The organism is Enterobacter genomosp. O (assembly GCF_001022965.1).
Taxonomy (GTDB): Bacteria; Pseudomonadota; Gammaproteobacteria; order Enterobacterales; family Enterobacteriaceae; genus Enterobacter; species Enterobacter cloacae_L.
The window spans coordinates 330,207-341,137 of sequence record NZ_LECZ01000025.1; the positions used below are offsets into that span (position 1 = coordinate 330,207).

General features: G+C 56.8%; 11 protein-coding genes. 6 read left to right on the forward strand and 5 right to left on the reverse strand.

What is annotated here, in order from left to right; genetic code table 11:
* Positions 1-7 precede the first annotated feature (7 nt).
* Positions 8-1,291 carry a putative acyl-CoA thioester hydrolase gene (locus ABR39_RS11495; protein WP_047347046.1) on the forward strand — a complete coding sequence of 428 codons (1,284 nt, stop codon included), beginning with the start codon at positions 8-10 and terminating at the stop codon, positions 1,289-1,291.
* Positions 1,292-1,392: 101 nt separating this feature from the next.
* On the opposite strand, the gene pgl is transcribed toward ABR39_RS11495, so the two are convergent.
* A complete protein-coding gene (pgl, locus tag ABR39_RS11500; RefSeq protein ID WP_047347047.1) occupies positions 1,393-2,388 on the reverse strand; it encodes a 6-phosphogluconolactonase in 996 nt (331 codons plus the stop codon).
* 140 nt (positions 2,389-2,528) lie between these two features.
* Here pgl and ABR39_RS11505 point away from each other — a divergent pair, with 140 nt between their 5' ends.
* Positions 2,529-3,347 (forward strand): pyridoxal phosphatase, encoded by an 819-nt coding sequence (locus ABR39_RS11505; protein ID WP_047347048.1) that lies wholly within the window; start codon positions 2,529-2,531, stop codon positions 3,345-3,347.
* Here ABR39_RS11505 and modC read toward each other — a convergent pair whose 3' ends face one another.
* The 4 genes from modC to ABR39_RS11525 form a co-directional block, all read right to left on the reverse strand.
* The gene (gene modC / locus ABR39_RS11510; protein ID WP_047347049.1) at positions 3,348-4,406 is read right to left on the reverse strand and encodes a molybdenum ABC transporter ATP-binding protein ModC; all 1,059 of its coding nucleotides are present in this window, start codon (positions 4,404-4,406) and stop codon (positions 3,348-3,350) included.
* A gap of 2 nt (positions 4,407-4,408) precedes the next feature.
* The gene (modB, locus tag ABR39_RS11515; protein ID WP_023326931.1) at positions 4,409-5,098 is read right to left on the reverse strand and encodes a molybdate ABC transporter permease subunit; all 690 of its coding nucleotides are present in this window, start codon (positions 5,096-5,098) and stop codon (positions 4,409-4,411) included.
* Positions 5,098-5,871 carry a molybdate ABC transporter substrate-binding protein gene (modA, locus tag ABR39_RS11520; RefSeq protein ID WP_047347050.1) on the reverse strand — a complete coding sequence of 258 codons (774 nt, stop codon included), beginning with the start codon at positions 5,869-5,871 and terminating at the stop codon, positions 5,098-5,100. The genes modB and modA overlap by 1 nt, the downstream gene beginning before the upstream one ends.
* Before the next feature lie 177 nt (positions 5,872-6,048).
* Positions 6,049-6,198: an AcrZ family multidrug efflux pump-associated protein gene (locus ABR39_RS11525; protein WP_008501118.1), complete on the reverse strand. Its 150-nt coding sequence runs from the start codon at positions 6,196-6,198 to the stop codon at positions 6,049-6,051.
* A 127-nt stretch (positions 6,199-6,325) separates the two neighbouring features.
* Here ABR39_RS11525 and modE point away from each other — a divergent pair, with 127 nt between their 5' ends.
* From modE to galT, 4 genes are all read left to right on the forward strand, one after another.
* The gene (gene modE, locus ABR39_RS11530) at positions 6,326-7,114 is read left to right on the forward strand and encodes a molybdenum-dependent transcriptional regulator (protein WP_047347051.1); all 789 of its coding nucleotides are present in this window, start codon (positions 6,326-6,328) and stop codon (positions 7,112-7,114) included.
* A gap of 67 nt (positions 7,115-7,181) precedes the next feature.
* Positions 7,182-8,654: a molybdate ABC transporter ATP-binding protein ModF gene (gene modF, locus ABR39_RS11535; RefSeq protein WP_047347052.1), complete on the forward strand. Its 1,473-nt coding sequence runs from the start codon at positions 7,182-7,184 to the stop codon at positions 8,652-8,654.
* A 201-nt stretch (positions 8,655-8,855) separates the two neighbouring features.
* Positions 8,856-9,872: a UDP-glucose 4-epimerase GalE gene (gene galE / locus ABR39_RS11540; RefSeq protein WP_047347053.1), complete on the forward strand. Its 1,017-nt coding sequence runs from the start codon at positions 8,856-8,858 to the stop codon at positions 9,870-9,872.
* 9 nt (positions 9,873-9,881) lie between these two features.
* A complete protein-coding gene (gene galT, locus ABR39_RS11545; protein ID WP_047347054.1) occupies positions 9,882-10,928 on the forward strand; it encodes a galactose-1-phosphate uridylyltransferase in 1,047 nt (348 codons plus the stop codon).
* The last annotated feature ends 3 nt before the right edge of the window (positions 10,929-10,931 follow it).

The following is a 10,931-nucleotide window of genomic DNA, read 5'->3' on the forward strand; positions in this document are numbered from 1 at the left end:
CTTCACCTTGAATATTTCCAGGATTTCCCGTCTGGCGTTAGCACTCGCCTTTGGCGTGACCTTATCCGCATGCAGTTCAACCCCACCGGATCAGCGACCTTCTGAGCAGGTCGCACCGGGTACTGCCTCCCGCCCGGTATTGTCCGCTGATGAAGCGAAGAACTTTGACCGTGCCCACTACTTCTCGGCGATGGATCCTAACGCTGCGCCGTGGACGCCGTCTTCTATTAACCTGCCTAAACAGCCTGACTTCGTCGTTGGCCCGGCGGGTGCGCAGGGCGTAACGCATACCTCTATTCAGGCCGCGGTTGACGCTGCGATTACTAAACACAGCGCGTCTCGTCAGTACATCGCGATCCTGCCGGGTGAGTATGAAGGCACCGTGTATGTTCCGGCGGCACCGGGCAGCATTACGCTGTACGGTCTGGGCGAAAAAGCGATCGACGTAAAAATTGGCCTGGCGATTGACTCTGAAATCGACAGCAACACCTGGCGTCGCCTGGTGAACCCGGCCGGCAAATATATGCCGGGCAAACCGGCGTGGTATATGTTTGATAACTGCCAGAGCAAGCGTTCGGCCACCATTGGCGTGATGTGCTCCGCGGTATTCTGGTCTCAGAATAACGGTCTGCAGCTGCAGAACCTGACCATTCAGAATACCCTGGGTGACAGCGTTGATGCTGGTAACCACCAGGCCGTTGCGCTGCGCAGCGATGGCGACCAGGTTCAGATCAACAACGTGAACATTCTGGGCCGTCAGAACACCTTCTTCGTGACCAATAGCGGCGTGCAGAACACCCTGCAGAATAACCGTCTGACCCGTACGCTGGTGACCAACAGCTACGTTGAAGGTGACGTGGATCTGGTGTCCGGTCGCGGCGCGGTGGTGTTTGATAACACCGATTTCCGCGTGGTGAATTCACGTACCCAGCAGGAAGGCTATGTGTTTGCGCCAGCAACCCAGTCTAACCTCTTCTACGGTTTCCTGGCCGTGAACAGCCGCTTTAACGCTGCCGGTGACGGCGTGGCGCAGCTGGGCCGCTCCCTGGATGTGGACTCTGCGACCAACGGTCAGGTCGTGATCCGCGACAGCGTGATTAACGAAGGCTTCAACATGGCGAAGCCGTGGGCTGATGCCGCCATCTCTAAACGTCCATTCTCCGGCAATACCGGCGCGGTGGATGATAAAGGGAACGTGCAACGTAACCTGAACGACGCTAACTTCAACCGCATGTGGGAATACAACAACCGCGGTCTGGGTAGCAAAGTGGTTGCTGAGCCTAAGCAGTAAGATGTCCTTTTGCCGGCCTACACAACCCGTAGGCCCGGTAAACGCAGTGCCACCGGGCATAAAAAAACCTCGCATATGCGAGGTTTTTTGCTTTAAGCCGCTTAGTGAGCGTTAACGACCACCCACATTGGCCCCTGGCCGACGGCGTAACGCCCTTTCTCTTCCAGCAGGCCCTGCTCGCCTTTAATTTCGTACAGCGCGATGTGGTGGGATTTCTGCCCTGCCGCAATCAGGTATTTACCGCTGTGATCGATGTTAAAGCCGCGCGGTTGGGTTTCCGTTGGCTGGAAGCCTTCAATGGCCAGCACGCTGCCGTCCTCGGAGACGCTGAAGACGGTAATCAGGCTGGAGGTACGGTCACAGGCGTACAGATGACGGCCATCCGGCGTAATGTGAATATCAGCCGCCCAGCGGGTGTCGGAGAAGTCAGCCGGCATCATATCCAGCGTCTGCACGCATTCAATCTGGCCGTTAGGGTCTTTCAGTTCCCATACGTCCACCGAGCTGTTCAGTTCATTGACCACGTAGGCGTACTGCTGGTTCGGGTGGAAGACCATATGACGCGGGCCCGCGCCTTCAACGGTAGTGACTTCAGCAGGAGTCTGCGCCACCAGGTGACCATCGTCACTCAGGGTGAACAGGCAGATACGATCCTGCTTCAGCGCAGGCACCCACAGCGTACGGTTGTCCGGAGAGATATTTGCCGAGTGGCAGCCTTCAAGCCCTTCCACCACATCCACGGTCTCGACCGGAATGCCATTTTCCAGACGCGTTACGCTGACGCAGCCCGCGTTATACGAGCCGCTGAAGACAAAGTTGCCTTTACGATCGGTAGAAATGTGGGTTGGGCTGCCCGGCAATGGCGCTTCGGCAGTGTACGTCAGCGCACCGTCGTCCGGAGAAATGCGATAGGCCAGCACGCGAAACTCCGGGCGCACACCCACGTACAAGAAACGTTTATCCGGGCTGATAACCATCGGCTGCACCTGGCCTGGCACATCAACAACCTGAACCAGCGTGAGTGTCCCTTCGGTATTTAAACGCCAGACATGAATTTGCTGGCTTTCAGGACTGGCGGTATAAACGGTTTGTTTCATGAATATTCACTCCTCACTGCGCATGAAAGTAATTAACTTTTGACGGTGAATGCTGAATTGTCGACAGGAATTTTGAAGCATTCGCCTCTCGGTGTACCATCCCATCAAAACGTAAATTCAATATTAACCCGGGAAAACAGATGACCTCGCGTGTGATTGCTCTGGATTTAGACGGTACCTTACTGACGCCGCAAAAAACCCTTCTCCCCTCTTCCCTGGACGCGCTTAAGCGCGCGCAGGAAGCGGGATATCAACTCCTTATCGTAACGGGTCGACATCACGTTGCCATTCACCCTTTTTATCAGGCACTGGCGTTAGATACACCTGCAATTTGCTGTAATGGCACTTATTTGTATGATTATCAGGCAAAAAAGGTTTTAGAATCCGACCCGCTGCCGGTTCCCCAGGCGCTGCAACTGATTGATCTTCTGGATGAGCATGACGTTCACGGCCTGATGTACGTGGACAATGCGATGGTCTACGAGCGCCCTACCGGCCACGTGGTGCGTACCAGCAACTGGGCGCTGTCCCTGCCCGAAGCGCAGCGTCCGGTCTTTACCCAGGTTTCCTCCCTGCGTCAGGCAGCCCAGGACGTTGAGGCAATCTGGAAATTCGCTCTGACGGATGAGGATACCGCCAAACTGAATGCCTTCGCGAAACGCGTGGAACAGACGCTGGGTCTGGAGTGCGAATGGTCCTGGCACGATCAGGTGGATATTGCCCGCAAAGGCAACAGCAAAGGCAAGCGTCTGACGCAGTACGTGGCGTCACAGGGCGGGTCGATGCAGGATGTAATTGCCTTTGGCGATAACTACAACGACATCAGCATGCTGGAGGCCGCCGGTACGGGCGTGGCAATGGGCAACGCCGATGATGCCGTGAAGGCGCGCGCCAACGTGGTGATTGGGGATAACACCACCGACAGCATCGCGCAGTACATTTATACCCATCTGCTGTAATCAGGTGGTGATAGAGACGCTCTTGATTTGCGCGTAAAGCCACAGGCCGGGTTTGATCCCTAACTCATCCCTGGCCCACGGGCTGATGCGCGCCCAGAGCGTTCTGCTACCCACCTCAAGCTTCACTTCCACCTGACCGTTATCATCAAAACACTCCGCCACTTTGGCGCGCAGAATATTTCGGATACTGGTCTGCAGCGGGGGCTGTAAAACCAGCGAGACATCTGACGCCTGAATGCGGATCCGCAGGGCTGACTGCAGCGGTTTATCGATCCGGTTAACCCATAAATGCTGATCGCCCAGCGCCAGCGCGGTCATCGCGTAGTGCGGATGGTGTTCCAGAACGCTCACTTTCAGAATGCTGCTCTGCTGCTCTTTTGGTAGCCAGGGGTGCATTACGCTGCTGCCCCATACCTCTTCCAGCTTGCCGAAGGCCTTAACGCTGCCCGCTTCCAGCACCAGCACGTTATCGGCCAGATGCAGGATCTCATCCAGCGAATGGCTGACGTAGAGCATCGGAACGTTAATTTCACGCGTCAGGCGCTGCAGGTAGGGCAGGAGCTCACGCTTACGCGGAATATCCAGCGAGGCCAGCGGTTCGTCGAGCAACAGCAGCTCCGGCGCGGTCAGCAGCGCGCGGCCGATCGCCACCCGCTGTTTTTCCCCGCCGGAAAGCGCGGAAGGCAGCCTGTCGAGTAGAGGTTCAATACCTAAAAGCGTTACCAGCTTCTCAAACTGCGAAGCCATGCTTTTCGCCATGCCGTAGCGCAGGTTGCCGCGCACGCTGTAGTGCGGGAATAAGCGCGCATCCTGGAAAACATAGCCAATACGGCGTTTATCAGGCGACAGATACACCTTGTTTTCCACGTCGTTTAAGACGCGGTTGTTCAACACAATCCGTCCTGACTGCGGGCGGGTCAGGCCGCTTATCGCGTTGATTAACGACGTTTTCCCCGCCCCGGACACGCCAAAGATGGCGGTGATGCCGCTTGCAGGCAGCGTCTCGCTAAGCGTCAGGGTATGGTTTCCCAGCGTCTGGGTAAAATGAAGCTCAAGCATGTCTATTTCCCCATTCGCTCACGGCTGAGTCTCGCCAGCCATTCCGACACCAGCAGCGATACCAGGGCTAACACGATTGAGATGATGCACAGGCGCGCCGCGGCACCCTCTCCTCCCGGCGTCTGAATCAGGGTATACATGGCCGATGGGATGGTTCGCGTCTCGCCGGGAATATTCGATACAAAGGTGATCGTGGCGCCAAACTCGCCGAGCGAGCGGGCGAAAGCCAGCACCGTGCCGACAATAATGCCCGGCAGCGTCAGCGGGAGCGTGATGGTGAAAAAGACGCGCCAGCGACCGGCGCCCAGCGTGCGGGCCGCCTGCTCGAGTTTCATATCCACGCCTTCCAGCGCGAGGCGGATCGCCCTCACCATCAGCGGGAATGACATTACCGCCGCCGCCAGTACCGCACCGCGCCAGCTAAACGCAAACGTCAGCCCAAACCAGTCGTACAGCTTCTCGCCGATAAAACCGCGTCGTCCCATCGAAATCAGCAACAGATAGCCGACCACCACGGGCGGCAACACGAGCGGAAGATGAAGCACGCTGTCGAGCAACGCTTTGCCGGGAAACCGACAGCGCACCAGCAGCCAGGCAAAGAAGATCCCAAAGGGCAGGCTCAGCGCAACCGCCAGGGAGGAGACTTTCAGGCTCAGCAGAACAGCCTGCCATTCAGGATCGGTCAATATCATCAGTGAGTCGTAAATCCATAACGTTTAAAGATTGCGGACGCTTGTGGCCCCTTCAGGTAATCGCGGAAGGCCGTCACGGTCGCATTATTATGTCCATCAACAATCGCAACAGGGTATTCCACTTTCTTGTGGGAGTCTTCCGGGAAGGTTGCGACTACTTTAACACCCTTGCTGGCAACGGCATCAGAGCCATACACAATGCCCAGCGGGGCTTCATTGCGCTCCACCAGCGCCAGCGCGCCTCGAACGTCTTCCGCCGGTGCCAGCTTCGGCGACAGGGTCTCCCACGCGCCCAGTTTTTGCAGCGCTTCTTTGGCGTAAATCCCGGCCGGAACGTGCTCCGGATCACCCACCGCCAAACGACCGCCGTTCAGCAGGCGGGTCCAGTTTGTCTCTTTGTTGATGGTGAAGTCGGCCTGCGCGCTGGCTTTTGGCGCCACGACGACCAGGCTATTGCCCAGCAGCGTTTCGCGGGTTGCCGCATCAATCGATTTCTTCTCCACCGCGTAATCCATCCACTTCTGGTCAGCCGAAATGAACAGATCCGCCGGTGCGCCCGCTTCTATCTGACGCGCCAGCGTAGAGGAAGAGGCAAACGAGGAGACCACCTCGACGTTTTTCTCTTTTTTATACGCCGCCGCGATATCCTGCATTGCGTTGGTCAGCGACGCCGCCGCAAAGACCGTAATTTTCCCGTCGTCCGCCAGCGCGTGGCCGGTAAGCGAAAGCGTCAGCGTTGCCCCTGCGAAAAGGCGTACCCATGTACGTGCCATTTGTAACTCCTGTGAGTAGCGTTATATACATATTAATATAACGGTAACGTCAGGGAGATCCCAGCGTTTAATCGTACCGCTCAAGGGGTAAACCGGGTGTTGCGTTAAATGATATCGGCGAAAGTGAGAAAATCTTGAGAGCAAAACGCCCGGACAAGCCGGGCGTTTTGTGGGGAATCAATGCTGCTTTTTAGCCTGGTCTCTGTGACCAATGTTCGAAAAGACGTTGAACACTTCACCCAGGCCGTAGATGGCACCGAGGATGATGGCCATCACTACTGGTACCATGATCACGGCGAATACCAGACTTTTCAACAACTCTAACATGGTTTTCTCCAGATATTGTGAACAGCTTATTCTACCCTTTCAGGTGAGAAAAACATCCCCTTTTGTGCGGTACCCTTTGCGCCCTGCACCATTTGGGTCACAATACTCTTTTTGCCAGGATACTGTTATGCAGGCCGAAATTCTCCTCACTCTCAGACTTCAGCAAAAGCTTTTCGCCGATCCGCGACGTATCGCCCTGCTTAAACAAATAGAACAAACGGGCTCGATTAGCCAGGGGGCGAAAAATGCCGGGATTAGCTATAAAAGCGCCTGGGATGCCATCAACGATATGAACACCCTGAGCGAGCAGCCGCTGGTAGACAGAGCCACTGGCGGCAAAGGCGGCGGTGGCGCAATCGTGACGCGCTATGGCCAGCGCCTGATTCAGCTTTACGATCTCCTGGGCCAGATCCAGCAAAAAGCGTTCGATGCGTTAAGCGATGACGACAACGTGCCGCTGGACAGTTTGCTGGCCGCCATTTCCCGCTTTTCGTTGCAAACCAGCGCCCGCAACCAGTGGTTTGGTACGGTGACGGCGCGCGATAATCTCCAGGTACAGCAGCATATTGAGATCCTGCTTGCCGATGGCACCACCCGGCTGAAAGCCGCGATAACGGCACAAAGCGCAGAACGGCTTGAGCTGGATGAAGGTAAAGAGGTGCTGGTGCTGCTGAAAGCGCCGTGGGTCAATATCACGCGCCATCCCAACGAGGTAAAGACAGCAGATAACCAGCTGCAGGGCGCAATCAGCCATATCGAACGCGGCGAGGAGCAGTGCGAAGTGCTGATGACTCTGGCAGACGGTCAAAGGCTCTGCGCGACGGTCCCACTCAGCGAGGCTGAGGATTTAGAAGAAGGTGCTGTCGTCACCGCCTGGTTCAACGCAGACCGGGTGATTATCGCCACATTGTGCTGAGCGCATTGACAATCGCACCAACAGTGCGTATCCCTGATATCTATTGCTGCAAAAACAGGGATAAATCATGTCATCATTGCATATTTCGCAAGGCACGTTTCGTCTTAGCGATACCCGAACGCTGACGATTGCTGATTTGACGCTACGCGCGGGTGAAAGCTGGGCGTTTGTCGGCACCAACGGCAGCGGTAAATCTGCGCTGGCCCGCGCGCTTGCCGGTGAGCTCACTCTCCTTAAGGGTGAATATCAAAATGACTTTACGCGCCTGACGCGTCTGTCATTTGAACAGCTGCAAAAGCTGGTCAGCGACGAGTGGCAGCGCAACAACACCGATTTGCTCAGCCCTGGTGAAGAAGATACCGGCCGCACGACGGCGGAAATTATTCAGGATGAAGTGAAGGATCCCGCCCGCTGTCAGCGCCTGGCAGAACGGTTCGGCATTACCGGCCTGCTGGACCGGCGCTTTAAATACCTTTCTACCGGCGAGACGCGAAAAACGCTGCTTTGTCAGGCGCTGATGAGCGAGCCGAAGCTGCTGATCCTCGACGAACCGTTCGACGGTCTTGACGTGCAGTCCCGTGCGCAGCTGGCGTCCCTGCTGGAGTCGCTTAACCAGCAGCGCTTTACCCTCGTGCTGGTGCTTAACCGTTTTGATGAAATTCCGGATTTTATCCAGCACGCAGGCGTACTGGCCGACTGTAATCTGACCGAGACCGGTGAAAAATCGGCGCTGCTGAATCAGGCGCTCATTGCCCAGCTCGCCCATAGCGAACGGCTTGACGGTATTACCCTTCCGGAACCCGACGCTCCTTCGGCCCGCCACGCGCTTGACCCCAACCAGCCGCGCATCGTGCTGCGCGATGGGGTGGTCTCTTATGACGATCGCCCGATCCTTAACCACCTCACCTGGACGGTCAATCCTGGCGAGCACTGGCAGATTGTCGGCCCCAACGGCGCGGGAAAATCGACGCTGCTGAGCCTGATAACCGGCGATCACCCGCAGGGCTACAGCAACGATCTCACGCTGTTTGGCCGGCGTCGCGGCAGCGGCGAGACCATCTGGGATATCAAAAAGCACATTGGCTACGTCAGCAGCAGCCTGCATCTGGACTACCGGGTCAGTACCACGGTACGCAACGCGATCCTTTCCGGCTATTTTGATTCCATCGGTATTTATCAGGCGGTGTCGGACAAACAGCACAAGCTGGTCCAGCAGTGGCTGGATATTCTCGGCATGGACAACCGGGTCGCTGACGCGCCGTTTCATAGCCTGTCGTGGGGGCAGCAGCGCCTGGCGCTTATCGTGCGCGCGCTGGTGAAGCATCCTACGCTGCTTATTCTGGATGAACCGCTGCAGGGGTTGGATCCGCTAAACCGCCAGCTGATCCGCCGCTTTGTCGATGTGCTGATTGGCGAAGGCGAAACGCAGCTGCTGTTTGTTTCTCACCACGCCGAAGATGCCCCCTCCTGCATCACCCATCGCCTGGAGTTTGTTCCGGACGGTGAACACTATCATTATCTGCAAAGCAAAATCGATTAATCCCCGGAGGGCCCCGCCCTCCGTTTTTCAGATAACCTGCACTAAGACATCTCTATACCGTTGATCTACAATGCCCCATTGCGGTTGAAAATCGGATTTTAAAAACAGTGTAAACGATTCCACTATTTTATCCCATGTCACACTTTTCGCGTCTCTGTTATGCTATGGTTATTACATACCATAAGCCCAATGGAGCTAAATATGCGAGTTCTGGTAACAGGTGGTAGCGGTTACATAGGTAGTCATACCTGCGTGCAGCTGCTGCAAAACGGCCATGATGTCATCATCCTTGATAACCTGTGCAACAGTAAGCGCAGCGTGCTGCCTGTGATTGAGCGTCTTGGCGGTAAACAGCCTACTTTCGTGGAAGGCGACATCCGCAACGAAGCGCTGATGACCGAGATCCTTCACGACCACGCCATTGAAGCGGTGATCCACTTCGCCGGCCTGAAAGCCGTCGGAGAATCCGTTGCGAAACCGCTCGAGTATTACGACAACAACGTCAACGGTACGCTGCGTCTCATCTCCGCCATGCGTGCGGCCAACGTAAAAAACTTCATCTTCAGCTCGTCCGCCACCGTCTACGGCGATCAGCCCAAAATTCCTTACGTTGAGAGCTTCCCTACCGGTACGCCGCAAAGCCCGTATGGCAAGAGCAAACTGATGGTGGAGCAGATCCTGGCCGACCTGCAAAAAGCACAGCCGGAGTGGAGCATCGCCCTGCTGCGCTACTTCAACCCGGTCGGCGCCCATCCGTCTGGCGATATGGGTGAAGACCCGCAGGGCATTCCAAATAACCTGATGCCGTATATCGCCCAGGTTGCCGTGGGCCGCCGCGACTCGCTGGCGATTTTTGGTAACGACTACCCAACCGAAGACGGTACCGGCGTGCGTGATTACATCCACGTGATGGATCTGGCCGACGGCCACGTAGCGGCGATGCAGCAGCTGGCCAACAAGCCGGGCGTGCATATTTACAACCTCGGTGCCGGGGTCGGCAGCAGCGTGCTGGATGTGGTTAACGCCTTCAGCAAAGCCTGCGGCAAGCCGGTGAACTACCACTTTGCTCCGCGCCGTGAAGGCGATCTCCCGGCGTACTGGGCCGATGCCTCCAAAGCCGATAAAGAGCTTAACTGGCGTGTCACCCGCACGCTTGATGAAATGGCACAGGATACCTGGCACTGGCAGTCGCGCCATCCGCAGGGTTATCCGGACTAAGGATCCGTCATGACTTCGTTTAATCCCGTCGATCATCCGCATCGTCGTTTTAACCCGTTAAGCGGGCAATGGATTTTGGTTTCTCCGCATCGCGCCAAGCGCCCCTGGCAGGGGGCGCAGGAAACGCCTGCGAAACAAACGCTGCCGCAGCACGACCCGGACTGCTTCCTGTGTCCGGGCAATACGCGCGTGACGGGAGATAAAAACCCGGATTACAAAGGCACCTTCGTTTTCACCAACGATTTCGCTGCCCTGATGACCGACACGCCGGACGCGCCGGAAAGCCACGACCCGCTGATGCGCTGCGAAAGCGCGCGCGGCACCAGCCGCGTGATCTGCTTCTCGCCCGACCACAGCAAAACGCTGCCGGAGCTGAGCGTTGAGGCGCTGAAAGAGGTGGTGAGCACCTGGCAGATGCAAACCGCAGAGCTGGGTCAGACTTACCCGTGGGTGCAGGTCTTTGAAAACAAAGGCGCGGCCATGGGCTGCTCCAACCCGCATCCGCACGGCCAGATTTGGGCGAACAGCTTCCTGCCCAACGAAGCCGAGCGTGAAGACCGTCTGCAAAAAGCGTATTACGCGGAAAACGGTTCCCCAATGCTGGTGGATTACACCCGCCGCGAGCTGGCCGACGGTAGCCGCACCGTGGTGGAAACCGAACACTGGCTGGCCGTCGTGCCTTACTGGGCAGCCTGGCCGTTTGAAACGCTGCTGCTGCCGAAAGCGCACGTACAGCGCATTACCGAACTCAGCGACGCGCAGCGCGACGACCTTGCTCTGGCGCTGAAAAAGCTGACCAGCCGTTATGACAACCTGTTCCAGTGCTCTTTCCCCTATTCAATGGGCTGGCACGGCGCACCGTTTAACGGGGAAGAGAATCAGCACTGGCAGCTGCACGCCCATTTCTATCCGCCGCTGCTGCGCTCTGCGACGGTGCGTAAATTTATGGTGGGCTATGAAATGCTGGCGGAAACCCAGCGTGACCTGACGGCGGAACAGGCGGCAGAACGTCTGCGCGCGGTTAGCGACGTTCACTATCGCGAATCAGGAGTCTAAAAA

Coding starts and splice junctions, on each gene's coding strand:
- pgl (WP_047347047.1), bottom strand. CDS start 2,388: ATGAAACAAACCGTTTATACCGCCAGTCCTGAAAGCCAGCAAATTCAT.
- galE (WP_047347053.1), top strand. CDS start 8,856: ATGCGAGTTCTGGTAACAGGTGGTAGCGGTTACATAGGTAGTCATACC.
- modF (WP_047347052.1), top strand. CDS start 7,182: ATGTCATCATTGCATATTTCGCAAGGCACGTTTCGTCTTAGCGATACC.
- galT (WP_047347054.1), top strand. CDS start 9,882: ATGACTTCGTTTAATCCCGTCGATCATCCGCATCGTCGTTTTAACCCG.
- ABR39_RS11525 (WP_008501118.1), bottom strand. CDS start 6,198: ATGTTAGAGTTGTTGAAAAGTCTGGTATTCGCCGTGATCATGGTACCA.
- ABR39_RS11505 (WP_047347048.1), top strand. CDS start 2,529: ATGACCTCGCGTGTGATTGCTCTGGATTTAGACGGTACCTTACTGACG.
- modE (WP_047347051.1), top strand. CDS start 6,326: ATGCAGGCCGAAATTCTCCTCACTCTCAGACTTCAGCAAAAGCTTTTC.
- modB (WP_023326931.1), bottom strand. CDS start 5,098: ATGATATTGACCGATCCTGAATGGCAGGCTGTTCTGCTGAGCCTGAAA.
- modA (WP_047347050.1), bottom strand. CDS start 5,871: ATGGCACGTACATGGGTACGCCTTTTCGCAGGGGCAACGCTGACGCTT.
- modC (WP_047347049.1), bottom strand. CDS start 4,406: ATGCTTGAGCTTCATTTTACCCAGACGCTGGGAAACCATACCCTGACG.